29 protein-coding genes and 2 pseudogenes are annotated in these 26,458 nt (G+C 59.4%); 15 read left to right on the forward strand and 16 right to left on the reverse strand.

Going from position 1 to position 26,458, the window contains the following annotated elements; all coding sequences use genetic code 11:
* Position 1 precedes the first annotated feature (1 nt).
* The 3 genes from PH552_RS29980 (at position 2) to PH552_RS29990 (ending at position 3,345) form a co-directional block, all read left to right on the forward strand.
* Positions 2–466, forward strand: coding sequence for a GNAT family N-acetyltransferase (locus PH552_RS29980; RefSeq protein ID WP_112340021.1), 465 nt, complete (start codon positions 2–4; stop codon positions 464–466).
* Positions 467–551: 85 nt separating this feature from the next.
* Positions 552–1,697: an alpha-hydroxy acid oxidase gene (locus tag PH552_RS29985; protein ID WP_112339963.1), complete on the forward strand. Its 1,146-nt coding sequence runs from the start codon at positions 552–554 to the stop codon at positions 1,695–1,697.
* A 130-nt stretch (positions 1,698–1,827) separates the two neighbouring features.
* The gene (locus tag PH552_RS29990) at positions 1,828–3,345 is read left to right on the forward strand and encodes a helicase HerA domain-containing protein (protein ID WP_112339962.1); all 1,518 of its coding nucleotides are present in this window, start codon (positions 1,828–1,830) and stop codon (positions 3,343–3,345) included.
* Between the two features lie 7 nt (positions 3,346–3,352).
* On the opposite strand, the gene PH552_RS29995 is transcribed toward PH552_RS29990, so the two are convergent.
* Both PH552_RS29995 and PH552_RS30000 read right to left on the reverse strand, forming a co-directional pair.
* Positions 3,353–3,793: a TA system VapC family ribonuclease toxin gene (locus tag PH552_RS29995; protein ID WP_112339961.1), complete on the reverse strand. Its 441-nt coding sequence runs from the start codon at positions 3,791–3,793 to the stop codon at positions 3,353–3,355.
* Positions 3,790–4,017 carry a ribbon-helix-helix domain-containing protein gene (locus PH552_RS30000; RefSeq protein WP_112340020.1) on the reverse strand — a complete coding sequence of 76 codons (228 nt, stop codon included), beginning with the start codon at positions 4,015–4,017 and terminating at the stop codon, positions 3,790–3,792. The genes PH552_RS29995 and PH552_RS30000 overlap by 4 nt, the downstream gene beginning before the upstream one ends.
* Before the next feature lie 281 nt (positions 4,018–4,298).
* Here PH552_RS30000 and rpsD point away from each other — a divergent pair, with 281 nt between their 5' ends.
* From rpsD to PH552_RS30030, 6 genes are all read left to right on the forward strand, one after another.
* Complete coding sequence (gene rpsD, locus PH552_RS30005; protein ID WP_112339960.1) at positions 4,299–4,916, forward strand: 30S ribosomal protein S4; 618 nt, start codon at positions 4,299–4,301, stop codon at positions 4,914–4,916.
* Between the two features lie 71 nt (positions 4,917–4,987).
* Positions 4,988–5,917: a glutaminase gene (locus PH552_RS30010; RefSeq protein WP_112339959.1), complete on the forward strand. Its 930-nt coding sequence runs from the start codon at positions 4,988–4,990 to the stop codon at positions 5,915–5,917.
* Between the two features lie 60 nt (positions 5,918–5,977).
* On the forward strand, positions 5,978–6,865 hold the full coding sequence (gene ttcA, locus PH552_RS30015; protein WP_112339958.1) for a tRNA 2-thiocytidine(32) synthetase TtcA: 888 nt from the start codon (positions 5,978–5,980) through the stop codon (positions 6,863–6,865).
* Between the two features lie 73 nt (positions 6,866–6,938).
* Positions 6,939–7,766 carry an inositol monophosphatase family protein gene (locus tag PH552_RS30020; RefSeq protein ID WP_112339957.1) on the forward strand — a complete coding sequence of 276 codons (828 nt, stop codon included), beginning with the start codon at positions 6,939–6,941 and terminating at the stop codon, positions 7,764–7,766.
* A gap of 16 nt (positions 7,767–7,782) precedes the next feature.
* A complete protein-coding gene (locus PH552_RS30025) occupies positions 7,783–8,607 on the forward strand; it encodes an inositol monophosphatase family protein (protein ID WP_112339956.1) in 825 nt (274 codons plus the stop codon).
* Positions 8,608–8,725: 118 nt separating this feature from the next.
* Positions 8,726–9,655, forward strand: a complete 930-nt coding sequence (locus PH552_RS30030; RefSeq protein WP_112339955.1) for an adenylate/guanylate cyclase domain-containing protein — start codon at positions 8,726–8,728, stop codon at positions 9,653–9,655.
* Between the two features lie 120 nt (positions 9,656–9,775).
* Here the strand turns inward: PH552_RS30030 and PH552_RS30035 are convergent, their stop codons facing one another.
* The 3 genes from PH552_RS30035 to grxD form a co-directional block, all read right to left on the reverse strand.
* Positions 9,776–11,059 carry a multidrug effflux MFS transporter gene (locus tag PH552_RS30035; RefSeq protein ID WP_285166502.1) on the reverse strand — a complete coding sequence of 428 codons (1,284 nt, stop codon included), beginning with the start codon at positions 11,057–11,059 and terminating at the stop codon, positions 9,776–9,778.
* A gap of 13 nt (positions 11,060–11,072) precedes the next feature.
* Complete coding sequence (locus PH552_RS30040) at positions 11,073–12,305, reverse strand: multidrug effflux MFS transporter (RefSeq protein WP_112339953.1); 1,233 nt, start codon at positions 12,303–12,305, stop codon at positions 11,073–11,075.
* Between the two features lie 139 nt (positions 12,306–12,444).
* Positions 12,445–12,780: a Grx4 family monothiol glutaredoxin gene (grxD, locus tag PH552_RS30045; protein WP_112334744.1), complete on the reverse strand. Its 336-nt coding sequence runs from the start codon at positions 12,778–12,780 to the stop codon at positions 12,445–12,447.
* A gap of 384 nt (positions 12,781–13,164) precedes the next feature.
* Between grxD and PH552_RS30050 the strand changes: the two genes are divergently transcribed.
* Both PH552_RS30050 and PH552_RS30055 read left to right on the forward strand, forming a co-directional pair.
* A complete protein-coding gene (locus PH552_RS30050) occupies positions 13,165–13,467 on the forward strand; it encodes a hypothetical protein (protein ID WP_112339952.1) in 303 nt (100 codons plus the stop codon).
* Positions 13,468–13,683: 216 nt separating this feature from the next.
* Complete coding sequence (locus tag PH552_RS30055) at positions 13,684–14,883, forward strand: hypothetical protein (RefSeq protein WP_112339951.1); 1,200 nt, start codon at positions 13,684–13,686, stop codon at positions 14,881–14,883.
* Here the strand turns inward: PH552_RS30055 and PH552_RS30060 are convergent.
* The 4 genes from PH552_RS30060 to PH552_RS30075 all read right to left on the reverse strand — a co-directional run bounded on the left by PH552_RS30060 (position 14,869) and on the right by PH552_RS30075 (position 19,661).
* Positions 14,869–15,102 (reverse strand): BolA family protein, encoded by a 234-nt coding sequence (locus PH552_RS30060; protein WP_004108912.1) that lies wholly within the window; start codon positions 15,100–15,102, stop codon positions 14,869–14,871. The genes PH552_RS30055 and PH552_RS30060 overlap by 15 nt on opposite strands.
* Before the next feature lie 15 nt (positions 15,103–15,117).
* Positions 15,118–17,349: a phosphoribosylformylglycinamidine synthase subunit PurL gene (purL, locus tag PH552_RS30065; RefSeq protein ID WP_112339950.1), complete on the reverse strand. Its 2,232-nt coding sequence runs from the start codon at positions 17,347–17,349 to the stop codon at positions 15,118–15,120.
* 170 nt (positions 17,350–17,519) lie between these two features.
* A complete protein-coding gene (locus PH552_RS30070; RefSeq protein ID WP_112339949.1) occupies positions 17,520–18,122 on the reverse strand; it encodes an acyloxyacyl hydrolase in 603 nt (200 codons plus the stop codon).
* Between the two features lie 120 nt (positions 18,123–18,242).
* The gene (locus tag PH552_RS30075; protein WP_112339948.1) at positions 18,243–19,661 is read right to left on the reverse strand and encodes an aminotransferase-like domain-containing protein; all 1,419 of its coding nucleotides are present in this window, start codon (positions 19,659–19,661) and stop codon (positions 18,243–18,245) included.
* 105 nt (positions 19,662–19,766) lie between these two features.
* Between PH552_RS30075 and PH552_RS30080 the strand changes: the two genes are divergently transcribed.
* Complete coding sequence (locus PH552_RS30080) at positions 19,767–20,012, forward strand: DUF1127 domain-containing protein (RefSeq protein WP_112340019.1); 246 nt, start codon at positions 19,767–19,769, stop codon at positions 20,010–20,012.
* Between the two features lie 39 nt (positions 20,013–20,051).
* On the opposite strand, the pseudogene PH552_RS30085 reads toward PH552_RS30080, so the two are convergent.
* The 6 genes and pseudogenes from PH552_RS30085 to PH552_RS30110 form a co-directional block, all read right to left on the reverse strand.
* A pseudogene (locus PH552_RS30085) lies at positions 20,052–20,583 on the reverse strand (AAA family ATPase).
* 81 nt (positions 20,584–20,664) lie between these two features.
* A complete protein-coding gene (locus PH552_RS30090; RefSeq protein ID WP_112339947.1) occupies positions 20,665–21,072 on the reverse strand; it encodes a hypothetical protein in 408 nt (135 codons plus the stop codon).
* 123 nt (positions 21,073–21,195) lie between these two features.
* Entirely contained in the window at positions 21,196–21,867 is a 672-nt protein-coding gene (purQ, locus tag PH552_RS30095) for a phosphoribosylformylglycinamidine synthase subunit PurQ (RefSeq protein ID WP_095435003.1), read from the reverse strand.
* Positions 21,868–21,970: 103 nt separating this feature from the next.
* On the reverse strand, positions 21,971–22,213 hold the full coding sequence (gene purS / locus PH552_RS30100; protein ID WP_112339946.1) for a phosphoribosylformylglycinamidine synthase subunit PurS: 243 nt from the start codon (positions 22,211–22,213) through the stop codon (positions 21,971–21,973).
* 17 nt (positions 22,214–22,230) lie between these two features.
* A complete protein-coding gene (gene purC, locus PH552_RS30105) occupies positions 22,231–22,995 on the reverse strand; it encodes a phosphoribosylaminoimidazolesuccinocarboxamide synthase (RefSeq protein WP_112339945.1) in 765 nt (254 codons plus the stop codon).
* 265 nt (positions 22,996–23,260) lie between these two features.
* A complete protein-coding gene (locus tag PH552_RS30110) occupies positions 23,261–23,815 on the reverse strand; it encodes an RBBP9/YdeN family alpha/beta hydrolase (RefSeq protein WP_112339944.1) in 555 nt (184 codons plus the stop codon).
* Between the two features lie 170 nt (positions 23,816–23,985).
* Between PH552_RS30110 and PH552_RS30115 the strand changes: the two genes are divergently transcribed.
* The gene (locus PH552_RS30115; RefSeq protein ID WP_112340018.1) at positions 23,986–24,792 is read left to right on the forward strand and encodes a DUF2189 domain-containing protein; all 807 of its coding nucleotides are present in this window, start codon (positions 23,986–23,988) and stop codon (positions 24,790–24,792) included.
* Between the two features lie 127 nt (positions 24,793–24,919).
* Positions 24,920–25,360, forward strand: a complete 441-nt coding sequence (locus PH552_RS30120) for a low affinity iron permease family protein (RefSeq protein WP_112340017.1) — start codon at positions 24,920–24,922, stop codon at positions 25,358–25,360.
* 11 nt (positions 25,361–25,371) lie between these two features.
* Here the strand turns inward: PH552_RS30120 and PH552_RS30125 are convergent, their stop codons facing one another.
* Entirely contained in the window at positions 25,372–26,046 is a 675-nt protein-coding gene (locus PH552_RS30125; protein WP_285166503.1) for a hypothetical protein, read from the reverse strand.
* 24 nt (positions 26,047–26,070) lie between these two features.
* Between PH552_RS30125 and PH552_RS30130 the strand changes: the two are divergent.
* Positions 26,071–26,458, forward strand: a pseudogene (locus PH552_RS30130) (IS5 family transposase); the annotation flags it as partial.

Consider the following 26,458-nt stretch of genomic DNA (forward strand, 5'->3'; position numbering starts at 1 on the left):
GATGAAAGACAAGGTTTCGCTGCGAAAACTCGATCTCGCGGATATGCCGGCGGCTGCCGCTGTCCATCGCGCTTCCTTCAACGAGCGGCTGCCGGCGCTTGCCGGACTTCATACGCCCGAAGAAGATGTTGGCTTCTGGAGCGCTGTCGTTTTCAAAGATTGCCAGATTTGGGGTGCGGAAGAGGGCGGTCGTCTTGTTGGCGTCATCGCCTTTCTCGAGGATTGGATCGACCAGCTTTATGTTCTGCCTGAGGCGCAGGGGCGCGGCATCGGCAGCCGCCTTGTCGATATCGCCAAGTCGACCTATCCGGCGCTGTCGCTCTGGACGTTCCAGAGAAACGAGCCTGCGCGCCGCTTTTACGAGAAGCATGGCTTCTTCGTGGTTGACGAGTCGGATGGGGCAGGCAATGAGGAAAAGGAGCCGGATGTGCTTTACAAGTGGGAGGCACGCTTGCATCGGTTGTAATGCAGCATTGGGCTGAGTGGCGGAATATTGGGAGGGCGATATTTGATGTCTTTTGAGATTGATTGCAGTGTTGTCGGGGCAAGCCATGCGTCTGCGTGAGTGCCACAACTTCCATGATTTTCGCCTTCTTGCGAAAAAGCGTCTTCCCGGCCCGATCTTCAACTATATCGACGGCGCAGCCGACGACGAAGTGACGCTCCGGCGGAACACAGCCAGCTTCGAAAGTTGCGATCTCGTTCCCAACGTCCTGCGCGGGGTCAGCGAGATTGATATGTCTGTCACCGTCATGGGGCAAAAGCTCGCGACACCTTTTTATTGCTCGCCGACGGCGTTGCAGCGTCTCTTCCACCATCAGGGTGAGAACGCGGTGGCTGCCGCAGCTTCTTCGCTCGGCACCATGTTCGGCGTTTCCTCGCTCGGTACCGTCAGCCTTGAGGAAATCCGCAAGAAGCATGCGGGACCGCAGGTCTACCAGTTCTATTTCCATAGGGATCGTGGCCTGAATCGGGCAATGATGGAGCGGGCGAAGGAAGCCGGCGTCAACGTGATGATGCTGACGGTGGACAGCATTACCGGCGGCAATCGCGAGCGCGATCTTCGCACGGGGTTTTCCATTCCGTTCAAGCTCAATCTAGCCGGGATCACCCAGTTCGCCATCAAGCCTGCGTGGGCGCTGAACTACGTCACCCACGAGAAGTTCCGCCTGCCGCAGCTCGACGAGCATGTCGACATGAGCGGCGGTGCGATGTCGATCGGCAAGTATTTCACCGAGATGCTGGATCCGTCGATGAACTGGAACGACGTTGCCGAGATGGTGAAGCACTGGAACGGGCAGTTTTGCCTGAAGGGCATCATGTCGGTCGAGGACGCAAAGCGTGCGGTCGATATCGGATGCACCGGCATCGTGCTCTCGAACCATGGCGGGCGGCAGCTCGACGGTTCTCGCTCCGCGTTCGATCAGCTGGCGGAAATCGTCGACGCCGTCGGCCATCGCATCGATGTCATGATGGATGGCGGCGTCCAGCGCGGCACGCATGTGCTGAAGGCTCTGTCGCTCGGTGCCAAGGCCGTTGGCCTCGGCCGCTTCTATCTCTATCCGCTGGCCGCTGCCGGTCAGGCGGGCGTGGAACGGGCACTGCGGCACCTGCGTACCGAAGTGGAGCGCGACATGAAGCTCATGGGCTGCACATCGGTCAGCCAGCTGTCGCGCGCAAACCTGCGCTTCAGGTAGGTCTCGCAATCGCCTGTGGGTTTTTTCAATCCACGGGCGCGAAGCTTGGAAATCTTTGCTAGACGGAGGCGCGTCCTTTCAGAAAGATGGGACGCATCGACATTTGATTCTCGCTCATAGGGGAAGTGCATTGCAGGTCGGCATCGACATGGGAACGGCGTCCGGCGGGACCAGCGCCCAGCTCGATATCGAGGAGCTGCTGGCGACGCGTCTCCTGGTACAGGGCAATTCCGGTTCCGGAAAATCGCATCTTTTGAGGCGCCTGCTCGAACAGTCGGCGCAATGGGTGCAGCAGGTCATCATCGATCCAGAAGGCGATTTCGTCACGCTGGCCGACAAGTTCGGGCATGTGGTCGTGGATGGCGAGCGCACGGAAGCAGAGCTTGCCGGCATCGCAAACCGTATTCGCCAGCATCGCGTTTCCTGCGTGCTGACGCTCGAAGGGCTTGATATCGAGCAGCAGATGCGCGCTGCCGCCGCCTTCCTCAATGGCATGTTCGATGCCGACCGCGAATTCTGGTATCCCGTGCTGGTCGTGGTCGACGAAGCGCAGATGTTTGCCCCCTCGGTCGGCGGCGACGTTTCGGAAGATGCGCGCAAGATGTCGCTAGGCGCCATGACAAATCTGATGTGCCGCGGCCGAAAGCGCGGCCTTGCCGGCGTCATCGCGACGCAGCGCCTGGCGAAGCTTGCCAAGAACGTTGCCGCAGAAGCCTCCAACTTCCTGATGGGCCGTACCTTCCTCGATATCGACATGGCCCGCGCGGCCGATTTGCTCGGCATGGATCGCAGGCAGGCGGAAATGTTTCGCGACCTCAAGCGTGGCAATTTCGTCGCCCTCGGGCCGGCACTTTCGCGTCGCCCGCTGCCGATCACCATCGGCACGGTGGAAACATCGGCGCGTTCCTCCAGCCCGAAGCTGATGCCGCTGCCGGATGCACCGCAGGATATCGAAGATCTGATCTTCACGCCGGATCCGGAAGAGTTCACGCGTCCCGTTGTCCGCCGTACCACACCGGCGCCGCGTCCGACGACCGATATTCTGGCAGAGCTTTCCCGCTCCGTACCGGCGGCAAGCCCGGCACCTTCGGAACCGAAGGTCAGCCAGCCGGAACTATCGAGCGAGGATCGCGAGGCGAGAGTGAGCGCCGTGCTCTCCGAAATCCTCGACGATCCGGCCTCGGGCTTCCGAACGGATTCGGTGCTTTATCAGGAGTTTCTTGTACGCTTGCGCATGCGCCGCGTTCCCGGCGCACCCATGAGCCTTTCGGAGTTCCGTCGACGCGTGGCGATTGCCCGCTCCGGTGCGGACGAAGAAGTCATGGCGACGGATCAATGGGCAACGGCGCTTTCGCTATCTGCCAGCGTCACCGACGATCTGCAGGGTGTTTTCCTGATGCTGGCGAAGGCCGCTATCAGCGGCGAGCCATGCCCGTCCGACGCCCGCATCGCCCGCGCCTATGGTACTCATTCGGCCCGGCGCGCGCGGCGACTGCTGAGCTATTTCGAAGAGCAGGGCAGCGTCGTCGTCCACACGGATTTTTCGGGCAAACGCATTGTCGCCTTTCCGGATATGGGGTCGCAGACCGCGCCCGGCGATGCCAATGCGCCCGATCTCGACGGCGGTGAGCAGGCGGCGGCTGAATAGCTGCCGGTTACACGTTGCTGGCGATGATGTGGAGTGCGGCTTTGCCGTCCTTGACGGCCGAAGTTGATAGGCGCCGGTCGAACGTTGCCAGTTGGCCCCCATGGAATTTCGCCAATGCCAACAGGTAGGTGTCGGTGATTTGTCCAGGAGTCAGAATGCGTGTCGAATCCACCAAAGTATCATCCAGCAGACTGATATCGTCGGCCCAGAATTGGTGACCCGGCAAGCTGCGAAGTTGGGCAACAAGAACCGCAGCTGTTGACGGCGGCCCAGGAGAATTAGGGTAGTTGGGCTGGCTAAGAATCCGCACAACCCCATTTTCCGTTAACGGACACGTTGCCCAACTATCGCCGGCTAGGGAGTGAAACCACTCATGGGCCATATCATGCGATACATGGCCAGGGTCGAATAAAGCGATCAGAACATTGACGTCCAACAAAAATGTCACGGAAGTTCGTCACGAAGTTTGTTGACAAGATCGAGCGTAACAGGGGGATTGCCCGTCTTAGGCGTGAGCAACGGAATACCATTCCGCTCCTTTACCGGCTGCGGACGGTTGAGCGACCGGCGAGCCAGGTCGGAAATGACATCACCGATACTGCGGTGCTGCTGTTCTGCCATCGCCTTTGCCGCGGCAAGTACGTCGTCGTCAATTGCAAGGGTTGTTCGCATCATTGCACCTTGATCGGTCATCAAGCATCAAGCATCAAATATAGCATTCGCTGCTTCATTCTCAACAGCGTCGCGTGCGGCTGTTGACATTTTCATAACGACCCCTTACAGACCGCGCCAACGCCGGGCAGAAATGTCCGGTGTTTCATTTGACATGTCCCGTGGCTTCGTCCGTTCGCTAACGTGAGAGGCCTGTCAGAGCTCGAAAACGGAGTTCAGAGGAGGGCGTGTTTCCTTCGCGGTTCGGCAACGGGCCGCCATAACACTTGAAAGGAAATGCGATGAGCAAGCGCGAATCGTCCAAGTACAAAATTGACCGCCGTATGGGCGAAAACATCTGGGGCCGTCCGAAGTCCCCGGTTAACCGTCGCGAATACGGCCCGGGCCAGCACGGCCAGCGCCGCAAGGGCAAGCTTTCGGACTTCGGCGTGCAGCTGCGCGCCAAGCAGAAGCTGAAGGGCTACTACGGCGACCTGCGTGAAAAGCAGTTCCGCGCCATCTTCGACGAAGCCAACCGCCGCAAGGGCGATACCTCGGAAAACCTGATCGGCCTGCTCGAATCGCGCCTCGACGCGATTGTCTACCGCGCCAAGTTCGTTCCGACCGTCTTCGCAGCCCGTCAGTTCGTCAACCATGGCCACGTCACCGTCAACGGCGTTCGCGTCAACATCGGTTCCTACCGCTGCAAGGCTGGCGACGTTATCGAAGTTCGCGAAAAGTCCAAGCAGCTCGTAACCGTTCTCGAATCGGTTTCGCTCGCTGAGCGCGACGTTCCGGAGTACATCGAAGTCGATCACAACAAGATGGTTGCGACCTTCGCTCGCGTTCCGGCTCTCGGCGACGTACCGTACGCCGTTGTCATGGAACCGCATCTGGTCGTCGAATTCTATTCGCGTTAATAAGCGTATAACTTTCTTGATGAATGAAAAGCCGCTCGGTTCGAGCGGCTTTTTTGTCTTTGGAGCGCCTCATGACGGATTTGCAGGCCATTCTCGACGGCATTCATGCGGAGCTTTCGCCGCGCATCGGCGAGGGCAAGGTCGCCGATTACATTCCGGAGCTGGCAAAGGTCGACCCGAAGCAGTTCGGGATGGCAATCGCGACGGTCGATGGCGATGTCTACAGCATCGGCGACGCCGGCGTTCCTTTCTCTATCCAGAGTATTTCCAAGGTCTTTATGCTGACCCTGGCGTTGGGCAAAGTCGGCGAGAGCCTGTGGAATCGTGTAGGGCGCGAGCCGTCCGGCACGGCCTTCAACTCCATCGTCCAGCTGGAGCGCGAAGAGGGGATACCGCGCAACCCCTTCATCAATGCGGGCGCGATCGCCATCAGCGACGTCGTGCTGGCCGGGCACGAGCCGCGCGAGGCGATCGGCGAGCTGCTGCGCTTCGTGCGCTATGTAGCTGACGACGAGACGATCACCATCGATGACAAGGTTGCGCGTTCAGAGACCCAAACCGGTTATAGAAATTTCGCGCTCGCCAATTTCATGCGCGCCTACGGCAATCTCCACCATCCGGTCGAGCATGTGCTCGGTGTCTATTTCCATCAATGCGCGCTGTCCATGAGCTGCCAGCAGCTTGCCAAGGCTGGGCTCTATCTCGCTGCGCGCGGCAGCAATCCGATCACCGGCCACTCCGTCGTCTCGCCGAAGCGGGCGCGGCGTATCAATGCGCTCATGCTGACCTGCGGCCATTATGATGGCTCGGGGGACTTCGCCTATCATGTCGGCCTGCCGGGCAAGAGCGGCGTCGGTGGCGGCATTCTGGCGGTGGCGCCGGGCATCGGCTCGATCGCCGTGTGGTCGCCGGGGCTGAACAAGGTCGGCAATTCGCAACTCGGCGCCGTAGCGTTGGAAATGCTGGCTGCGCGCACCGGCTGGTCGGTGTTCGGCGATTGATACGGTGTCTTCTCGTTCCGCTTTCTGCTATCAGCGTGGCGAGATGCAAGGAATGACGCAATGAATATCGCGACCACTGTGAAAGACGACATCGATATCGAGGCTGAAGATGGCAGTTCTGCCGTTCATCCGATGTTTTTCGATGCGCCGCGTTCGGTCTCCTTCAACAAGCTTCGCAAGCGCCTGTTGCGGCAAGTGCGCCAGGCAATGGAAGACTTCCAGATGCTGAAGGGCCAGAAGCGCTGGCTGGTCGGCCTTTCCGGCGGCAAGGATTCCTACGGTTTGCTGGCACTGCTCCTTGATCTGAAATGGCGAGGCTTGCTGCCGGTGGAGCTGATCGCCTGCAATCTCGATCAGGGGCAGCCGAATTTCCCAAAGCATATCCTGCCCGAATACCTCACGAAGATCGGTGTCACGCATCGCATCGAGTATCGCGACACCTATTCCATCGTGAAGGAGAAGGTGCCGGAGGGGGCAACCTATTGCTCGCTCTGTTCGCGCCTGCGCCGCGGCAATCTCTATCGCATCGCCCGCGAGGAAGGTTGCGATGCGCTGGTGCTTGGCCATCACCGCGAGGATATTCTCGAGACCTTCTTCATGAACTTCTTCCATGGCGGCCGCTTGGCTTCCATGCCCGCAAAGCTGCTCAACGACGAAGGCGACTTGATGCTTCTTCGTCCGCTCGCCTATGCCGCTGAGGACGATCTTGCCAAGTTTGCCGCGGCCATGCAGTTTCCGATCATCCCCTGCGATCTCTGCGGCTCGCAGGATGGGCTGCAGCGCAATGCCATGAAGGACATGCTCGCTGATATCGAGCGGCGCATGCCGGGCCGCAAGGATACGATGCTGCGCGCCCTGGCGCATGTGAACCCGTCGCACCTGCTCGATCCGAAGCTGTTCGATTTTGCGGGTTTGATGACGCAGGGCTCTTCGAGCGATTCCGCTTAATTTCAGGGCTTTTGCCACACCGATGTCATCGAATCGGGCATAAGAGGAAGCCCTTTCAAAACAGAGGCTTCCGATGACCTTCTCCGATGCTGATTTCGACTATGTGATGACGATCGTTGCAGAAGCGGCGTCAAAGGAGATCATGCCGCGCTTCCGCAATCTGGATGCCGGCGACATATCGGAAAAGACCTCGGCTATCGACCTCGTGACCGAGGCCGATCTACTGGCCGAAAAGCATATCACCACGGCGCTGAAGGCGCGCTTCCCGGCTGCCCTTATCGTTGGTGAAGAGGCCTATGAGGCGGACAAAACAGTTGTGCCTGCTCTGGCGCATGCGGAGCTTGCCTTCGCTATCGACCCGGTAGATGGCACATTCAATTTCGCTGCCGGCCTGCCGGTCTTCGGGACGATACTGGCAATTGTCGCCAATGGTGAGACCATCGGCAGCATCATTCATGATTCCGTACTGGGCGACACCGTTACCGCCATGAAGGGCGGCGGCACTTTCCTGCGCCGGAGAACGGGACAGGTGAGGCGGCTTTCCGTTGCCAGACCCGCGCCCTTAAGCGCCATGACGGGCGCCATATCCTGGGGGCACATGGACGAACCTGACCGGTCCCGCATCAGCGCCAACCTGTCCAAGACCCGCATGGCATTCTCGCTGAATTGCTCGGCTTATGAATATTGGATGGTGGCTTCAGGCAAATGGCATTTCATCGGCCATTGCAAGCTTATGCCATGGGATCATCTTGCCGGCGTGCTGGCGCATCAGGAAGCCGGCGGCTATACCGCCAAATTCGATGGTACGCCCTACAGGCCCGGTGAAACCGTGGGCGGCATTATTTCTGCGCCGGATGAAGAAAGCTGGCAGATGATTCGTCGCGACATCATTGGTGCCTGACGGGAAAGGACAAAGCATGACATCGCTTGTTGACGTTACCACGCTTGCTCATGTGCTGCGCCGCGCGGCACAGACGGAGATCCTGCCGCGTTTTCGCAGGCTTGGCAGCGACGATATCCGCGCCAAGAGCGAGGCGACGGATCTGGTGACGGAAGCCGACGAACGTGCAGAGCGCATGATCAAGGCCGAGGTTTCGCGGCTCTGGCCCGAGGCGCTGTTCGTCGGCGAGGAATCGGTTGCCGCTGATCCGTCGTTGCTTGGCAAGCTGGCGGATGCCGATCTTGCCATCATCGTCGATCCAGTCGACGGCACGTTCAATTTCGCTGCCGGCATTCCGGCTTTCGGTGTCATGGCCTCGGTCGTCTCCAAGGGAGAAACGGTCGCCGGCATCATCTTCGACCCGATGGGCGACGACTGGGTGCTGGCAGAGCGCGGCAGCGGCGCATGGCTGCGGCGGCCGGACGGCGAGACGCTGCGTCTCAACGTTGCGCCCTCCGTCGCGCTGGAAGAGTTGGTCGGCATGGCGGCTACAGGCTTTTTGCCCAAGGAAAAGCGCGCCGAGATCATGGGTAATCTCGCCAAAGTACGCTACACGACCTGCTATCGGTGCGCGGCCCACGAATACCGCACGCTTGCCGGCGGCTATGTGCATTATCTCATGTACAACAAGCTGATGCCCTGGGATCATCTGGCGGGAGCGCTGATCTCTGCCGAGGCTGGCGCCTATGTCCGACGTTTCGACGGCTCTCCCTATTTGCCGCACCACCTCGACGGCGGGCTGCTGATTGCGGCGGACAAGGATACCTGGGAATTGCTGCGGCGTGAGGTCTTCACCCTCTAAAGCGGGTTTCGCGGTTGAATTGCCGACGGTGCCCTACTTGGAAAGTGCCGGCTGGAGGGCTATCTTTGCTGTAACAGGCAAGAGCCCTGGTCGGTGCTTGCCGCGAGGATGAAGACAAATGTCCGAGACGAGCCGCAAGCTGACCACCATCTTCTGCGCCGACGTGCAGGATTATTCGCGCCTCATGGGCAAAGACGAGGAGGGGACACTTTCGACCCTTCGTCGTTACCGCGAGGCGATGAAACGGCTGATCGAAGCGCATGGCGGGCGTGTCATCAACACCTGGGGCGATGGCGTCTTTGCCGAGTTTCCGAGCGTCGTCGAAGCTGTGCGCGCTGCGATCGACACGCAGAACGAGCTTGCCGGCTACAATGCAGTGACCGATCCCGACAAGCAGATGCTCTTTCGCATCGGCCTCAATCTCGGTGATGTGATCGCCGATGGCGATGACCTTTATGGCGACGGCGTCAATATTGCCGCCCGGCTGCAATCGCGCGCTGCTCCGGGTGGCATCGTCATTTCCAACACGGTCTACGATCAAGTCCGCAATAAGGTGGCGGTCGGTTTCGATTTTCTCGGGCAGCTCGAGGTCAAGAACATCGAAGGCGGCGTGCCAAGCTATGCTGTGCGGATCGGCGGCGTGCAGGTTGTCGACACCACATCCGATTATCGGTCGGCCCAGGAGCCGGCTCCCGTGCGGGCGCCCGAAGCGGCGATGCGGGAATCCTTGCCGCAGGACTGGCGGCGGAGCTACGGTGTTGCTCTAGTCGTGTGCATCGGCCTAGCCGTTCTTAACGGGTTGACCTGGGATGGCGAATTTTGGGCGAAATGGCCCATACTCGCGATTTTGTGGGTCAACGCGTATCGTTACGTCCGTAGCAACCCGCAGATCGATATGGCGATCGCGAGCCTTGTCATCACAGGTATCGGGATCGTTACCATCAACCTTTTCACCTGGCACGGAACACCATGGGCGATGTGGCCGCTCTTCGGGCTTGCGATCGCTGCGGCTGTGCGCTGGGTCAGTCGGCCGCGCAGCGGCGCCTAGAGCAATTCCAGGAAAAGTGCGCAGCGGTTTTCCGTCCGGAATTGCGTGAAAACAAAGAGATAGAGCGGTTCAGAGATTCCGTGAAAAACTGAACCGCTCTAAGGAAGGGAGGCACGTCGTTCAAACATGCCCCATGCCCGGCTCCAGCGCCGGTGTATCGCCGGGATGAGTGAAGAGCTTGCCACGTTCCGCCCAAAGCGTCGCGACGATCGATAGCGCACCGAATACAGTGAAGCCGGCGAGCAGCGGTTGCGCGGTGCCATCAAACATCTGACCGACGATGCCGCCGATGAGAACGCCGACCGTCGTGGAGATCGAGCTGGTGATGGCGGCTGCCGTGCCCGCAAGATGCCCCATCGGCTCGAGGCTGATCGCCATGCAATTGGTGGTGATCACTGCAAACATCATCAGCATCACCGAGATCAGTACATAGATGAAGGTGAAGCTCGGCTGGCCGAACATGCCGACGATGTAACCGATGGCGCCTAAAACGGTGAAAATGATCATGGCGGCATGAGAAATACGGCGCATGCCGAAGCTGCGGACGAAATAGCCATTGGCGAACTGTGCCACGGCGGTGCCGGCTGCCGTTGCCGCAAAGGCGATCGGAAACGTGTCCCCAAGGCCGTAGACTTCACCGAAAACCTGCTGCACGGATACGATGTAGGCACAGATGATGCCGGTATAGAGCGTCAGGCCGATCGTGTAGCCGCAGGTGATGCGATTGGTCAACACTGTCTTGAAGCCGGACAGGACAGAGGCGACCGAAAGCGGCAGGCGTTCCTCGGCTGGAAGCGTTTCTTTCATGCGGAAGAAGGCGACCAGGAACAGGCCAGCGCTGACGATGCCGAGCAGGATGAAGATCCATTGCCACTTTGAATAGGCAACGATCATCTGGCCGACGAAAGGGGCAACCATCGGCATGATCATGAAGACGATCATGACATAGGACATGACGCGGGCCATTTCGCGTCCGCCGAAGCAGTCGCGCACGATGGCAAGCGTCGTGATGCGCACGGCTGCGGCGCCGACACCCTGGGCGAAGCGCAGGACGAGCAGCGTGAAGAGATTGCCGCTCCAGGCCGCCGCAAACAGCGTCGCCATGTAGAAGGCGAGGCCGCCGAGCAGGATGCGCCGACGGCCGTAAGTGTCCGACAGGCTGCCGAAAAACAGCTGACAGATGCCGAAGCCGAGGAAGTAGACGCCGATGACGAGCTGAGTGTCATTCGAGTTGGCGACATGAAGCGATTGGCCGATGTTTGGCAGTGCCGGCAGCATGCTGTCGATGCCCATGGAGATGCTGGCCGTCATCAGGGCGATCAGCAGGATGAATTCCACGATGCCGAGGCCGATGCGGCTGGAGCCGGACTGTTCCGGCTGGTGAGACTGAGGCGCGGTTGTCATTTGAATATGCCTGTCAATGCAAAGCGAGAGACTGGTCGGCCGGAGGGGGCGCATTATGCGGGCGGAAGAGGCGACCCCTTTCGGCAATCAGCACGAACATCAAACCGATCAGCGAGACTGTGAAGTAGCCGATGACCATCGGCGTCGCCGTACCGTTGAAATACTGGCCGATGCCGGCGCCGATCGATGCACCGCCGACCGTGCTCATGAAGCCGAGCACCGAGGAAGCGGTTCCGGCGACATGGCCGAGCGGCTCCATGGCGAGCGAGTTGAAATTGGAGCCGATCCAGCCGAACTGGAACATTGCCAGCGCGAAAAAGATCATGAAGAGCGGGAAGGGCATCGGCGCCGGGCCGTAAAGCTGGACGATCATCCAGATGAAGGTGACGACGGAGAAACCGAGCAGCGCCGCATGCGACAGCCGCCGCATGCCGAAACGGCCGACGAGTTGCGAATTGATGAAGGATGACAAGGCCATGAACAGCGCCACGCCGCCGAAGGCGACGGGCGTGTAGACGCCGAGTCCGTAAATGCCGCTGTAGATCTGTTGAGCCGAGTTGATGAAGCCGAACAGCGCCCCAAACAGGAACGTGCTGGCAAGGGTGTAACAGAGGGCCACCCTGTTCGTCAGCACGATGCGGAAACCCGCGGCAACGGATTTGACCGTCAAAGGCCGGACGTTTTCCGGTTTCAGCGTTTCGGGAAGCCGGAAGTACATCCAGAGACCGACAAGTGTCGCCATCGTGCCGATGAAGACGAAGATCATGTGCCAGGTGCTGATCAGCAAGATGATCTGGCCGCTTCCGGGCGCGATGACGGGCACGATCATGAAGACCATCATGATCAGCGACATGACCTCCGCCATCAGACGGCCGCCGAAGACGTCACGAACGATCGAAATGGTGATAACACGTGTCGCCGCCGATCCGAGACCCTGGATGAAGCGCAGGAGGAGCAGGCCTGCAAAGGACGGGATAAGGGCAATGCCGAAAGCGGAGATGACGTAAACGGTAAGGCCGATCAGCAGGGGCAGGCGGCGGCCGAAGCGATCCGACAGGGGACCGTAGATGAGCTGCGCCAAGCCGAAGCCGATGAGATAGGCCGTCACCACATATTGCCGATGATTCTCGTTTATCACGCCAAGGCTGGAGCCGATCTGCTGCAAGGCGGGGAGCATGATGTCGATCGCGAGCGAATTGATCGCCATCAGGAAGGCCGCGAGCGCGATGAACTCGCGTTTGCCCATGGGCAGCTGCCCATGGGACATAGCCTGGGATGTGTTCGTCACGGTTTTATTCCCATAAACATGTCAAGGCGCCGCCCGATGGCAGCGCCTTTTCGATCCAATTGAACTATGGAAACCGGACGGGGAGCCCGGTGCCCGGTCAGGCGGCGCCGCGAACGCTGATGCCGTGTTCCTGGAGGTGTTGCTGCAACTCGCCCGCCTGGAACATTTCGCGTACGATGTCACAGCCGCCGATGAACTCGCCCTTTACATAGAGCTGCGGAATGGTCGGCCAGTTGGAATAGTCCTTGATGCCCTGACGAATCTCGGCATCGGCAAGGACGTTGACGCCCTTATAGTCGACGCCGATATAATCGAGAATCTGGACCACTTGGCCTGAGAAGCCACATTGCGGGAACTGGGGCGTGCCCTTCATGAAAAGAACGACGTCGTTGTTCTTGACTTCGTTGTCGATGAATTCGTGAATACCGCTCATTGGACAGTTCCTTTCACATGCGGAGTCAAGGTCCGCAGCGTTAAATCTGTTCCTTAAATAGCAAGCGACAGGCGCGATTTCCAGCGGCAAAACGCAGGCTTTTCCTTTTTCATCGCATGAATGGATTTCCAGCATCAGCTGTTAAGAAAGATGGCCGAAATGGCTCATTGGCAATCTTTTCTGAACAGTGCGTTTTGAAAACGCCTCTTCAACTCCAAGCCTGAACAACACAAATGAAAATTTCAAGCAAGGGACGATTAATATTAGGCCGCTACTTAATTTACAAACGGCCGGTATGTTTGTTAGAGTTTGTCGATTGATGCGATTTGGCGCGTATCGGTCCCTTGTTGACATTGCATTCGTATTTTTGAGGGAGCGGACACCATGAGCCACCATCACTATTCCGACGGGCAGGTTGGTGAAGAGCGGGAATTTTACAGTTCGGAGGAAAGAAGCGAGGGCGAGCGGGAATATTATGAGCATGTGCGCACGCCAAGGGCTTCCATTCTGAACAGTGCCGTGACCGTCTGTGCCATCGTGCTCGTTTTGAGCATTGCCTTCGGCTACCGCGCTTCGACTGCTCCGACACCGCAACCAGCGGTGCCGCCGATCGTCCAAAAAATCATGATCGCGCCGCCGGCGGACCCCTGTGCAGACAGTTCTCCCTATCCTGGCCGCGAATGCTGAGGTCGCCTTCTTGTCACCGTGCGGTACAGCAGCGAGTCGGGTGACCTCTATAAGCGTTCTTCTTTCCCGCCAACGGCCACGACCTTAAACACTTGATTTCAATCTTTTTATGTTGAGATGAATTGTGGGCGCCGCCATGAAAAAGCCCGTAGCCCGTGGTTTTGGCGATTTCCAGTATTTTCGATGCCGCTCGTGCGCCCAGGGACAGACTGCCAGATGAATAATATCAAGAAGAGGGTGGTTCTCCACTTCCCTGGTTTCGAGCCGTTGGATGCGGCAGCGCATCGGGCTCGCTACGGGCGTTCGGCGCAGCAGAGCGCCGCAGTCTGGGATTTTTCGGTTTCCGTCGACGAGCTGAAAAACTTCGGCCGGGCACCCTGTTTCGATGTGACCGCAGCGGCTGCGGATTGGCAGACGCAGAGCCGCATTCATATCGTCGATCACAACGATCTTGTCTCGGCCTTGAACGGCAGGCCGTTCTTTACGCGGCTCATGCAGGGATATCTTGCCGCCGCAAGGGTTGCCGTTTCGGGCGGGATGGTCGGTTATTTCCGTCACGCCTGGCGCTTCGGCCTGTTTTTCGTCTTTCCCTTTCTGTTGATGCTTGCGGGGCTGTCGATCAGCCTTTCCATCGCCTTCACGCCGTTCGTATTCGGCCTGCCGGCCTGGAGCCATATCGGCAGCATCGCGCTGGCCGTCGCATTCTTCGTCTATGTATTTCTGCCGCAGGCGGAGAAGTTGCATACGCTGCATCTTTTCTCCGACTGGGAAATGGCGGTGGCCATGGCGGGAGTGAACGGGCTCGGCGCCAAGCAATGGCTGGAGGCGAGCGCGATCAGCGTGCGTCAGGCCCTGGATGAGCCCGATATCGACGAATTCGTTATTTCCTCACATAGCATGGGCTCGTCCGTTGCCACTCATGTGATCGGCCTGCTGCTCGAGCGGGAGCCGGAACTATTGCAGGGCAAGCGCGTGGTATTCATGACGCTCGGCAGCGCCATTCTGCAATGCGCCCTTATGCGGCCGGCATCCGAGCTGCGCTCGCGTGTCGGGCTGATCGCACGTTGCAAGGAGATCTTCTGGCTCGATGTTCATTGTCTGACCGACGCGATTCACTTTTATAAGGCGAAGGTCGCCGCCGTTTGCGGGCATACGGATGCGGCGCAGGCTTCGATCCTCTTCGTGCGTTTCAAGCAGATGCTGTCGCAGAAGCATTACAGGAAGATCAAGCGCGATTTCCTGCGGGTTCACCGGCAATATGTCCTCGGCCCCGATGTGAAAGCCTTCTTCGATTTCACGCTGATGACGGCCGGTCCGCTGCCGGTGTCGGATTTCGCTGAGTTCTCATCGAAGAGATTGCCGGAGCTGAGCTTCAACTCCGGCGAAGAGGCAAAGGTGCTCTCAGTCGGGCGCTGACGTCTGTAGCGCAAGGGCGTGCAGCACACCGCCCATATTGCCCTTCAGGGCATCATAGACCATCTGGTGCTGCTGCACGCGGCTCTTGCCGCGGAAGGCTTCCGCGACAACTTCGGCGGCATAGTGATCGCCATCCCCGGCCAGGTCGCGAATCGTCACCTTGGCGCCGGGAATGCCGGCCTTGATCATGTCTTCGATATCGCCGGGGTTCATGGGCATGAGTGGTACCTTGATTTATTCAGCAGCGGCAAGCGAGCCGCCATCCATGAAGGCAGGAAACCACGATTCATGCGCCTCGCGCAACTGTTCAACCGGAAGCGTTAACAGGCCACTGATGGCAAGCGCATCGCCGCCGACTGTTCCAAGACGGCGGAAGGGCACTCCGGCGCTTTCCGCATTGATGCAGACGAAATCGGCGACATCGGCCGGAACGGCGATGACGTAACGGGCCTGATCCTCACCGAAAAGCGCTGCATGCGGCAAAGTTTTGCATTCCGCGAGGTCGACACGCAGACCCTTGCCGGATGCCATTGCCACTTCTGCGAGTGCCAACGCCAGTCCGCCGGACGATATGTCGTGGCAAGCCGTGACCTGGCCGTTGCGGATGGCGGAGCGGACGAAATCGCCATTGCGGCGCTCGGCAAAGAGATCGACTTCCGGAGCAGGGCCATCGGTCGAGCCGACGATATCGCGCAGATAGATCGAGGAGCCGAGATGGCTGCCGTCGACACCGATCATCAAAACGTGGTCACCTTCCGAAGCGGAGCCGATGCGGGCCATGGCCTTCCAATCTGGCAGCAGGCCAACGCCGGCGATGGTTGGGGTCGGGAGGATTGCGACGCCATTGGTCTCGTTGTAGAGCGAGACATTGCCCGAAACGATCGGGAAATCCAGCGCGCGGCAGGCTTCGCCGATGCCTTTAACGGCGCCGACGAACTGGCCCATGATTTCGGGTTTTTCCGGATTGCCGAAGTTCAGATTGTCGGTCGCAGCCAGCGGCTCGGCGCCGGTCGCCGTGATGTTGCGCCAGCATTCGGCCACGGCCTGCTTGCCGCCTTCGAACGGATCGGCTTCGACATAGCGCGGCGTCACGTCGGAGGAGAAGGCGAGAGCCTTAGTCGCATGGCCTTCGACGCGGACGACGCCGGCGTCACCGCCGGGAAGCTGCAGCGAATTGCCCTGGATAAGCGTGTCATATTGCTCATAGACCCAGCGGCGGCTGGACTGGTTGGCGGAGCCAACGAGCGTCAGCAGAGCCTGACCGTAGTCTTCCGGGGCTGCGACGAGATCGGCCGGCAGGGCTGCGCGCTTGTCTGACTCGCGCCACGGGCGGTCATATTCCGGTGCCTGATCTCCGAGATCCTTGATCGGCAGATTGGCGACTTCTTCGCCCTGATGGATGACGCGGAAGCGCAGATCATCCGTCGTCTTGCCGACGATGGCGAAATCCAGACCCCACTTGACGAAGATCGCCTTGGCGACGGTTTCCTTTTCCGGCTGCAGCACCATGAGCATGCGCTCCTGGCTTTCCGACAGCATCATTTCATAGGCCGTCATCCGCTCTTCGCGCACGGGCACCTTGTCGAGATCGAGCTCGATGCCGAGGTCGCCCTTGGCGCCCATTTCGACGGCGGAGCAGGTGAGGCCGGCGGCACCCATGTCCTGAATGGCGATGACGGCACCCGTCTGCATCAGTTCCAGGCAGGCTTCCAGCAGGCATTTTTCGGTGAAGGGGTCGCCGACCTGAACGGTCGGGCGCTTTTCCTCGATCGATTCGTCGAATTCGGCGGACGCCATGGTGGCGCCGCCGACGCCATCACGGCCGGTCTTGGCGCCGAGATAGACGACCGGGAGGCCAACGCCCTTGGCTTCCGACAGGAAGATCGCATTGGACTTGGCAAGGCCGGCCGCAAAGGCGTTGACCAGAATATTGCCGTTGTAGCGCGCATCGAATTCGACTTCGCCGCCGACTGTGGGAACGCCGAAGGAATTGCCGTAGCCGCCCACACCGGCGACGACGCCGGAGACGAGATGGCGGGTCTTCGGATGATCCGGCTCGCCGAAACGCAGGGCGTTCATGGCAGCGATCGGGCGAGCGCCCATGGTGAAGACGTCGCGCAGAATGCCGCCGACGCCGGTCGCAGCGCCCTGATACGGCTCGATGTAGGAGGGGTGGTTGTGGCTCTCCATCTTGAAGACGACGCAATCGCCGTCATCGATGTCGACCACGCCGGCATTCTCGCCCGGACCCTGGATGACGCGCGGTCCCTTGGTCGGCAGCGTGCGTAGCCACTTCTTGGAGGATTTGTACGAGCAGTGCTCGTTCCACATGGCGGAGAAGATGCCGAGCTCGGTAAAGGAGGGCTCGCGGCCGATCAGATCCAGAATGCGCTGATATTCATCCGGCTTCAGGCCGTGGGCGGCAATCAGTTCGGGGGTGATCTGGATCGAATTGGAAATGGTCATGGGCGCTCGAGTGTCCTTGCCTGTAAAGGATTTGAAGACCGGTCAGGGATCGGGGTCTCTTTAGCGCAACTCTCCCTGTCGTGCGACAGGAAAATCACCGGCGTTCACAACACGCCGGCATTGATGCTGGAGAAGTCGGTTGCGCGGCCATTGAAGGTCGCGCGAGATCGTCAGAATTTATAGCCAACCATGACGCCTGCGCGCGTCATGCCGCCATTGGGACCATCGCAGAGATTGGCATGCGACGCATGCGCGATCTGCGCCATCACGTTCCAATGGCTGTCGAAGTTATAGCCGAGGCCGGCATATTCGTGGAACAGCAGGCGGCAGCCGAGCATCGGGCCATGATCCTGCCAATCGTGGAGATTGCCGGTGTGCACCGTGCCGCCGAAGCCGACTTCCGTGAAGATGCCGTTGCTATGCGTGAGTGTCCAGGAAAGGCCACCATAGACCTGGGTCGCCGACCCTCCGGTGCCGATCGAAGTTCCCAGATGAATACGCGGATGGGTCAGCTGGTCTTTCCAATCTGCGGTCGGATTGTAACCAAACGGATTGAACAACACCTGGACGTCCGGAAAGACGCCATTTTCGTGATCATATCCGCTCTGAACCGATCCGCTCGCGCCAAATCGCAATTCATCGAAGATCTTGGCTTGAGGGGCAACCGCAACCGTGTCTGCGGCGGTTGCGATGGATTGACCTGCTATGAATGCGGAACTGATTACCAGAAAACTCGTAACTAAACGCTTGCTTAAATAGCCTGCAATAGCCATGCACTCCCCCTGGTGTGGCGGGCGAATCCTGACTTATTGATAGAATGGTAGCGTCCTAAGAGTCGAGATGATGCAATAGTATTTCCGCAAGATGTCCGTCGATAAATTGATAAGACTTGCTTAAATGTGACTATCGTATGTCGATGAACCGTTTTCCAACAACCTACGCAATATTATGAAGCCGTCTGCAACATCTTCTCGTTGCGGTGGTGAGGAGAAGGCGATGCGGACCCTGTGGAAAACCCGTTCGATTCGTGCTGCCTTGAATTCGTCTTCGTCATCGATCAGCACCCCCTCGGCGAGGGCGGCGTTCTTGAATGTGCCCGAAAGCCAGGGCTCGGGCAGCTTCAGCCATAGGAACGGCAGATGCGGATGCGAGTTGAACTCGAAACCGGCCAGCGCCTCGCGCGCGATCAATTCGCGCGCCCTGATCTCCTCGACCGATTTGCGGCGCAGTTCCAGCGCGTGACCGCCAAGTACGAGCCGGGCGCAGGTCTCCGCCAGAATAAAGGGCAGGCCGCCGGTCGTCATCTTGTGGGTGACCTTGATGCGCTGGGCAAAATGCGGCGGGCAGGCGACCCAGCCGCCGCGTACCCCCGCCGTGACCGACTTCGACAGGCTGCTGACCACGAAAGTCCGTTCCGGCGCGATGGCGGCCATAAGCGGATTGGGGTCGCCGGTCATGCCGCCATAGAGGTCGTCCTCGATCAGCCAGACGCTGTGCCGGCGTGCGATGGCGGCGATTGCCCGGCGTCTGGATTCCGGCATTGTCACCAGCGTGGGATTATGTGCCGTCGGCATCACGAAGGCGAGGCGCGGATGCTGCTGCTGGCAAAGGCGCTCAAAATCCTCCGGGATCATGCCGTGCTCGTCTGAATCCACCAGGATCGAGCGGCGCCCGAGCAGGCGCGCGGCGCGGCTGATCTGCGTATAGGTCAGGTTCTCGAAGACGATCTTGTCGCCCGGCGACGTGACGGCCGAAATGACTGCGATGGCGGCGGCGTGGGCGCCGAGCGTCGGCACGATCGTCTCGATTGCCGGCTGCCAGCCGTTGCGGGCGAGCCAGATTTGTCCCGCCTGGAACCAGCTTGCCGGGAAATTCCGGGAATAGGAGGAAATTTCCGTCTGATGCTCGCTGCTGATGTCGGCAAAGAGCCTGCCGATGATTTCGCCCTGGCCAATGTCGGGCGCCGCGGTCGTGTCGAAGCGTATCTTCGCTTCCGGCGTATTCAGGCCGCGCGTGCCGGCAAGCGCCTGAGTGATCGGATCGACGAGCTCGATCTGCTTGCCGTTCGAGCGTTCCAGCACATAAGTGCCGCGGCCGACTTCGCCGGCCACGAGGCCGCGTTCATGCACGAGCGCATAGGCCCGGCTTATGGTGCCGATGGTGACGCCGATGTCATAGGCAAGATTGCGCTGTGGCGGCAGCTTGGTGCCGGGCGGCAAAACGCCATGGGTAATCGCGTGTTCGATGGCATCGGCGACGCGGATATAGACCGGGCCAGTTCCGCTGGAAATGTCAGGAAGCCAATTTGTCATAATGACAATTTCCTAGATTGTCTCTGTTATGGAGTCAAGCGTATGAGTCAATTTGTATCGTTTGGCTCGATACGCGAAAATTGTCACCATCATGTGAGAATGAAGATGAGTACAATAGATGCAATCTGCGCGACCAAGGCGCAAGACGCGTCCTCGGTAGGCGTAAAAGTCCGGACGGCGCAGCCAAGGCCGCATCCGGCGCTTCGGCTTTGGAATATTTATCTGCATTGGCTGGAAAAGCGCGAGAGCCGCTGGGTCCTACGAGACCTGACGGATGATCAGCTGCGCGACATCGGCCTGACGCGGCTCGAGGCGGCGACGGAAGCCAAGAAGTCGTTCTTCTGGGATTGAACGGGCGGATAAACCTGGGCAGCCCTGCCTGTCCGCCGCCTATTCGAGGTCCAGAACGGAATATATGAAGTCAGCGCGTTCCTCGATGCCGATCTTCGGCAGGACATGCACCTCATAGCCGAGCGCGGGATAGGCGGCGGTCAATCGGTCGTATTCCGCAACCGCCGCCGTAAAATCGTGCCTTCTTTCGCGATCGCCGACATAGATTTCCGGCCATGGCGGGGTCAGGAAGACATGCCTGTTGTAGCGGTGCAGTTGACCGAGTGCAGCCAGCACGGGCTCGCCCGTCAAATGCTCGAGACGATGCGGCGTCGATCAAGCCTCTGTCGAAGAAGACAATCCCCGGAAACGCTATTGCTTTCTCGCGATCTGCGAGCGACATGGCGATTGCCCGGCGCGCGAATGCCGGTGCATCGACCCATGGCAAAGCGGAGCCGCCGCTTTCCAACTCCTCGACGACGATGCGTCGCCCCGGCTCTTCGATAGCCTGGTGCCCGCGGCGCTTGAGCGCTTCCAATAGGGTGGATTTTCCACCTCCCGAGCAGCCGGAAAGAATGACAAACCTGTCCATGACCATGATCCCTGAGAGTGAGGGGACGTCATGCGCCGGTGTAATTGTGGCTCAGGCGGAAAACAGCCTCGGGCCTTTGGCCTAGCTGCAAGCCTTGGAGCCACCAGCCCAGCGATTGACGTCGCCGGTGATGCGGCCGCCAGAGGCACCCGACATCATCGGACCGAAGGCCTGCAATTGTGCGGGATTGCCTTCCGCTTGCACGACGAGCGACGGCCGGCCGGTCGGGTGTTTCTTGTCGACCACAAGAATGCGCGGGCGACCGGTAAAGGAGTTGAGCTCCGGAGAGAGCTGATAACCGGCGAAGGCCGGGTCCGACGACTTGAACCAGCAGGCGCTGGCATTGAGCATGATACGTTCCATCGTCGACAGGGCGCTGTGATCCGTCGCGGTGATGGCCGGCGGCCGCGGGCCGCACGAAGTTACCAGCAGCCCAAGCGTCGCGATGGCGGCGGCGGAATAAAGTCCTGTCAGGAGGCGAGGGCGCATCAATCTCTTTCCAGTGAGGCGGTTAGGGCTGTTCTGCCGAGGTCTGCCGGATCATGGTTCGGCGCCGTGCCGTTTTATGCGAAGGCGCCGATTTCGTGGTTTCGATATAGGATCGGCCTGGTGTCAGGCGGCGACCACACCGAGCGCGGAGGCGAACAATCCGCGGCCGTCGCTGCCGCCATGGGCGGCCTCGATCAGGTTTTCCGGATGCGGCATCATGCCAAGCACGTTGCCCTTGGCGTTCATCACGCCGGCGATGTCGTTGACCGAGCCGTTGGGGTTCGTGCCTTCGGCGTAGCGGAAGACCACCTGGCCGTTGTCTTCGATCGCCTTCAGCGTCTCGGCATCGGCGAAATAGTTGCCGTCGTGATGCGCGACCGGGCTGCGGATGACCTGGCCCTTGGCGTAGGCGGCGGTGAAGTCCGTCTCGGCATTGACGACTTCCAGCTTCACTTCGCGGCAGACGAATTTCAGCGAGGCGTTGCGCATCAGCGCGCCAGGCAGCATGCCGGCTTCAAGCAGGATCTGGAAACCGTTGCAGACGCCCAAAACCTTGACGCCCTTGTCGGCCTTGTCCTTGATCGCCTGCATGATCGGCATGCGGGCGGCAATTGCTCCGCAGCGCAGATAATCGCCATAGGAGAAACCGCCGGGAATGACGATCAGGTCGACATCAGGGATTTCGGTTTCGGTCTGCCAGACCGTCACCGGCGCATGACCGGAAATCTTGGTCAGTGCCGCAATCATGTCGCGATCGCGATTGAGGCCGGGGAGTTGGACGACTGCTGATTTCATGATGCTGGTCCCGCAATAGGCGAAGAGTAATCGCTGGAATGGTCTTCGTGAGCCATACCCCATTGCCTCAGGCAAAGGAAGCACGGCTCGCGAAAGAGGACAATCAGTCGATCGAAATGCTGAAGTTCTCGATCACCGTGTTGGCGAGAAGCTTCTCGCACATGGCCCTGAGGTCCGCCTCGGCCTTGCCCTTGTCGGCACCTTCCAGCTCGAGGTCGAAGACCTTGCCCTGGCGGACCTGATGGACGCCGTCAAAGCCGAGTGCGCCGAGCGCACCTTCGATTGCCTTGCCCTGCGGATCGAGAACGCCGTTCTTCAGCGTGACGGTTACACGAGCCTTGATCACGATTGTCCTTTCTGAACTTACTTGACGAGAACCGGGCCCGTGCCGCGCACGGGTTCGTTTTCATTGATGATGCCGAGGCGGCGCGCCACTTCGGAATAGGCTTCCAACAGGCCGCCGAGGTCGCGGCGGAAACGATCCTTGTCCATCTTCTCCCGGGTTTCGATGTCCCAGAGACGGCAGCTGTCCGGTGAGATCTCGTCTGCCAGAATGATGCGCATCATGTCGCCTTCGAAGAGGCGGCCGCATTCGATCTTGAAATCGACGAGCTGGATGCCGACGCCGAGGAAAAGGCCGGTCATGAAATCGTTGACGCGGATGGCGAGTGCCATGATGTCATCGAGTTCGGCCGGATTGGCCCAGCCGAAAGCCGTGATGTGCTCCTCGGAGACCATCGGATCTTCGAGTGCGTCGGACTTGTAGTAGAACTCGATGATCGAGCGCGGCAGCACGACGCCTTCCTCGATGCCGAGGCGCTTGGCGAGCGAGCCGGCGGCGACATTGCGCACGACGATCTCGAGCGGAATCATCTCCACTTCCTTGATCAGCTGCTCGCGCATGTTGAGGCGGCGGATGAAGTGCGTGGGAATGCCGATCTTGTTCAGATGGCTGAAAATATATTCGCAGATGCGATTGTTCAGAACACCCTTGCCATCGATGACTTCGTGCTTCTTCTTGTTGAAGGCGGTGGCATCGTCCTTGAAGAACTGGATCAGCGTGCCCGGCTCAGGCCCTTCATAAAGGATCTTGGCCTTGCCCTCGTAAATACGGCGGCGACGGTTCATTGGTATTGTTCTCTGTCTTTGGCGCTTACGGTATAGCGCAAGTGGATCATATGTGGGCGTCCCCATAACGGATAAGAAGCGAATTCACAATCCGCCTGCGCCTCCTTCCTCGGAATTCCGGCCTTGACGGGGTGCCAATGCTGGGAATCGGGATCCTTTGCTAGCCTGTTTTACAGGCTTTTATCTGACGATGGAATGAAGGTGCCTGCTACTTCACAGGCTAGTGAGGCGAGGCGTGCTTCTACCCACCGTTGTTCCACCGCAATCAAGGCTTCAGCTGGCTGAGGAATTTGGCGAAGACCATCGTGCCTTCAGGCCAGGGACCATGCCCGGATTCGGTATTGATATGACCGGCTTCACCGGCATCGATCAGCAGCGAACCCCAGCTGCTGGCAACATCATCCGCATGCTCATAACTGCCGAAAGGATCGTTGCGGCTTGCAATGGTAACAGAGGGAAACGGCAGCGGATCGCGCGGATAGGGACCGAAGGTCATCAGATGCTTCGGCCGGATATCCGGATTGGCGACATCGGGCGGTGCCACGAAGAAGGCGCCGGCAATCTTGTTGCGGAAATGCGGGATCGCATGGATCGCCGAGGGGACGCCGAGCGAATGCGCGACGAGGACAACGGGCTTATCCGAAGCGTTCACTTCCTCGGCAATGCGGGCGACCCAGTCATCGCGCACCGGCTTCGACCATTCCGCCTGGTCCACGCGCCGCGCGGTCGAGAGCTTCTGCTCCCAGCGCGTCTGCCAGTGGTCGGGGCCGGAATTCGTATAACCGGGAATGATGAGAATGTTTGCGTCGGAGGCTTTCATGATTGCGCCGATGTGGAAAAGGGGAGCTCAACTGTCAAGTGAGAAAGGCGACAATTGCGGCAAAATTTGCTAATATCGCGGCTGCCGGTAGCGAATGAGGATGTCGGCAACCAATTTTGCCGCCATTTGCGCCGCCAGCCGAGCACATCGAGGTTGAGGAGGAGAGCATCATGACGGCCTTTCACGTCATGGCAGGAGCGGACCATACATTCAGCCGCCCGGCCATCCGCAAGATCGGCATTGCTGACCTCGTCGATGCCCTGAAAATGGGGCTGGACGACTTCAGCGAAAAGCCATCGCACTATGTGTTCCTGTGCCTGATGTATCCGATTGCAGGCATTGCGCTTGCGATCTGGAGCACGGACCAGAACCTGCTGCCACTGCTGTTTCCATTGATGTCAGGCTTTGCCCTGCTGGGTCCCATCGCGGCAATCGGCCTCTACGAGATCAGCCGACGGCGGGAGAAGGGGCTGGATACGTCATGGAGCCATGCTTTCGAGGTCCGTTTCTCACCAGCCTTGCCGTCGATCATCGTTGCCGGCCTCTTGCTGTTCGGCCTTTTCATCGTCTGGCTCTTCGTGGCGCAGAATCTCTACTTCTTCTATTTCGGTGATGGCGCGCCGCCGAAGCTCACATCCTTCGTGTCGACTATCCTGACCACGCCCGAAGGCATAGCGATGATGTTCTGGGGCAATCTCCTCGGCTTCATCTTTGCGCTTGTCGTGCTGGCGACCACGGTCGTTACCTTCCCGCTGCTGCTGGACCGCGATGTCGGCGTCGTGGCCGCGATCGACGCCAGCATCCGGGCGACGCTGATCAATCCGATACCGGTGGCGGTCTGGGGCCTGATTGTGGCGGCACTGCTGGTGATCGGCACGATTCCGATCTTTGCGGGGCTGGCCGTGATCATGCCCATACTCGGGCATGCCACCTGGCATCTCTATCGCAAGCTTGTGGTGCCAGCCGAGCCTCACTAGGCGCCGGCTTGTCATTGGTTCCCGTCTCCTAGGCGGGAACCAGCGTGACCTTGCAGCGTTGATCTGCGTCTATCCCGCGAACTGGAATAGTTCGAGAGATAGGTGGGTTCAGCCGAGGATGAGGTTCATGGCAAGGCTTAAACATATCTTCGCTCGTTTCGCCACGGTGGTTTCAGAAGGGGCGGGAAAACCGGTTGTTTTCATACTGGCGCTGCTGTCGGTCGTCGTCTGGGGCTTGACCGGGCCGATCTTCAGCTTTTCCGAGACTTGGCAGCTCATCATAAACACAGGCACGACGATCATCACCTTCCTGATGGTCTTTTTGTTGCAGAACGCGCAGACGCGCGATACGCGTGCCATCCAGGCCAAGCTCAACGAACTCATCCTGACCAGTGCCGCGGAGAATCGCTTCATCGGCATCGAGAACCTGGACGAGGAGGATTTGAAGCATCTCGACCGTCTGGTGGAGAAGGCGGCCAGGCGTGACGACAACAGCAATAGAGGATCGCCGCAAAGGTCGGTCCGCCGGAAAAATCAGACGCGAAACGTAGAGGCGCCGAGCCGATAGACTCCAGTCGCCTAACGCTCCTGTCGCGCCTGGATCACGTAACGGTCGTGCATGTCCAGCTCGCCGGGATCGACCGATACGACCGACCGAACCCCGGTCTCGGACACGAGAATGAACGAGTAGGGGTCCGAGGTGGCGTCATCCGCAAGAAGCAACGATCTGCCGAGCAGTCGTGCAAGGCGTGCGCCACTTTCAATGATATCGGGCTGTTGAAGATCCCCCGAAAGATAGATGGTCACGATTTGCGAATAGGCGTCTTCCGATGCGCCACCGACCACGCAAGTGACGGGCGCATCGCGCATTTCGCCGATGTCGTGGACGATGTCCACGCTCTGCGTGCGCAGATCAAGCATCGCCGCGATGCGGCCTCTCAGCAGGTCATCGTCCGCCGGATGTTCCAGAACTGCGTCGAACCAGATCATTGCCTGCACACTGCGTTGGAATAATACTGCCGGGATCTTATCCGCAAAACAGGAGAAGCGGCGCGTTTTCCGCGCCGCTTCTTCAAAATCAGATCGATGGCCGTGCGAGCCTAGAGCCTTCTCGCTTTTCTTCGAATCGCGAAAACGCTCTATCCATTTGTATTTGCGCAATTCCGGACGGAAAACTGCTATGCACTTTTCCTGGAATTGCTCTAGGTCACATACCCATAAAATAGTTTTGGATTTGAAGAATTTGTGATTCATTGTCTCTGAGGCTTGGAGGCAGTGATGGCGCGCTTTGATTTGACGGATTTCGAATGGTCTGTGATCGAACCTCTTCTGCCGACCAAGGTTCGGGGTAAGGCCCGCGTTGATGACCGGCGCGTCTTGAATGGGATTTTCTGGCGGCTGAGAACTGGTGCGCCGTGGGCGGATATTCCAGCGCGCTATGGCCCCTATACGACCTGCGTAAACCGCTTTAACCGGTGGCGTCATGCGGGGCATTGGGGGCGTATTCTCGACGCAATATCAGAAGCTTACGATGGCGATATCCAGATGATCGACAGCTCGTCAATCCGCGTTCACCAACATGCTGCCAACGGTCAAAAAAAGACGAGCGATCCGGTTGCATGGGTCGCTCGCGCGGCGGGCTGACAACCAAAATTCATGCTCTTGT

This window comes from Rhizobium aureum, assembly GCF_030182495.1.
Taxonomy (GTDB): Bacteria; Pseudomonadota; Alphaproteobacteria; order Rhizobiales; family Rhizobiaceae; genus Rhizobium; species Rhizobium tropici_C.

Excerpts from the sequence above, each read along its gene's own strand:
- PH552_RS29980 (WP_112340021.1), top strand. The coding sequence starts at position 2 with ATGAAAGACAAGGTTTCGCTGCGAAAACTCGATCTCGCGGATATGCCG.
- PH552_RS29985 (WP_112339963.1), top strand. The coding sequence starts at position 552 with ATGCGTCTGCGTGAGTGCCACAACTTCCATGATTTTCGCCTTCTTGCG.
- PH552_RS30000 (WP_112340020.1), bottom strand. The coding sequence starts at position 4,017 with ATGCGAACAACCCTTGCAATTGACGACGACGTACTTGCCGCGGCAAAG.
- rpsD (WP_112339960.1), top strand. The coding sequence starts at position 4,299 with ATGAGCAAGCGCGAATCGTCCAAGTACAAAATTGACCGCCGTATGGGC.
- PH552_RS30010 (WP_112339959.1), top strand. The coding sequence starts at position 4,988 with ATGACGGATTTGCAGGCCATTCTCGACGGCATTCATGCGGAGCTTTCG.
- ttcA (WP_112339958.1), top strand. The coding sequence starts at position 5,978 with ATGAATATCGCGACCACTGTGAAAGACGACATCGATATCGAGGCTGAA.
- PH552_RS30020 (WP_112339957.1), top strand. The coding sequence starts at position 6,939 with ATGACCTTCTCCGATGCTGATTTCGACTATGTGATGACGATCGTTGCA.
- PH552_RS30025 (WP_112339956.1), top strand. The coding sequence starts at position 7,783 with ATGACATCGCTTGTTGACGTTACCACGCTTGCTCATGTGCTGCGCCGC.
- PH552_RS30030 (WP_112339955.1), top strand. The coding sequence starts at position 8,726 with ATGTCCGAGACGAGCCGCAAGCTGACCACCATCTTCTGCGCCGACGTG.
- PH552_RS30035 (WP_285166502.1), bottom strand. The coding sequence starts at position 11,059 with ATGACAACCGCGCCTCAGTCTCACCAGCCGGAACAGTCCGGCTCCAGC.
- PH552_RS30040 (WP_112339953.1), bottom strand. The coding sequence starts at position 12,305 with ATGGGCAAACGCGAGTTCATCGCGCTCGCGGCCTTCCTGATGGCGATC.
- grxD (WP_112334744.1), bottom strand. The coding sequence starts at position 12,780 with ATGAGCGGTATTCACGAATTCATCGACAACGAAGTCAAGAACAACGAC.
- PH552_RS30050 (WP_112339952.1), top strand. The coding sequence starts at position 13,165 with ATGAGCCACCATCACTATTCCGACGGGCAGGTTGGTGAAGAGCGGGAA.
- PH552_RS30055 (WP_112339951.1), top strand. The coding sequence starts at position 13,684 with ATGAATAATATCAAGAAGAGGGTGGTTCTCCACTTCCCTGGTTTCGAG.
- PH552_RS30060 (WP_004108912.1), bottom strand. The coding sequence starts at position 15,102 with ATGCCCATGAACCCCGGCGATATCGAAGACATGATCAAGGCCGGCATT.
- purL (WP_112339950.1), bottom strand. The coding sequence starts at position 17,349 with ATGACCATTTCCAATTCGATCCAGATCACCCCCGAACTGATTGCCGCC.
- PH552_RS30070 (WP_112339949.1), bottom strand. The coding sequence starts at position 18,122 with ATGGCTATTGCAGGCTATTTAAGCAAGCGTTTAGTTACGAGTTTTCTG.
- PH552_RS30075 (WP_112339948.1), bottom strand. The coding sequence starts at position 19,661 with ATGACAAATTGGCTTCCTGACATTTCCAGCGGAACTGGCCCGGTCTAT.
- PH552_RS30080 (WP_112340019.1), top strand. The coding sequence starts at position 19,767 with ATGAGTACAATAGATGCAATCTGCGCGACCAAGGCGCAAGACGCGTCC.
- PH552_RS30090 (WP_112339947.1), bottom strand. The coding sequence starts at position 21,072 with ATGCGCCCTCGCCTCCTGACAGGACTTTATTCCGCCGCCGCCATCGCG.
- purQ (WP_095435003.1), bottom strand. The coding sequence starts at position 21,867 with ATGAAATCAGCAGTCGTCCAACTCCCCGGCCTCAATCGCGATCGCGAC.
- purC (WP_112339945.1), bottom strand. The coding sequence starts at position 22,995 with ATGAACCGTCGCCGCCGTATTTACGAGGGCAAGGCCAAGATCCTTTAT.
- PH552_RS30110 (WP_112339944.1), bottom strand. The coding sequence starts at position 23,815 with ATGAAAGCCTCCGACGCAAACATTCTCATCATTCCCGGTTATACGAAT.
- PH552_RS30115 (WP_112340018.1), top strand. The coding sequence starts at position 23,986 with ATGACGGCCTTTCACGTCATGGCAGGAGCGGACCATACATTCAGCCGC.
- PH552_RS30120 (WP_112340017.1), top strand. The coding sequence starts at position 24,920 with ATGGCAAGGCTTAAACATATCTTCGCTCGTTTCGCCACGGTGGTTTCA.
- PH552_RS30125 (WP_285166503.1), bottom strand. The coding sequence starts at position 26,046 with ATGAATCACAAATTCTTCAAATCCAAAACTATTTTATGGGTATGTGAC.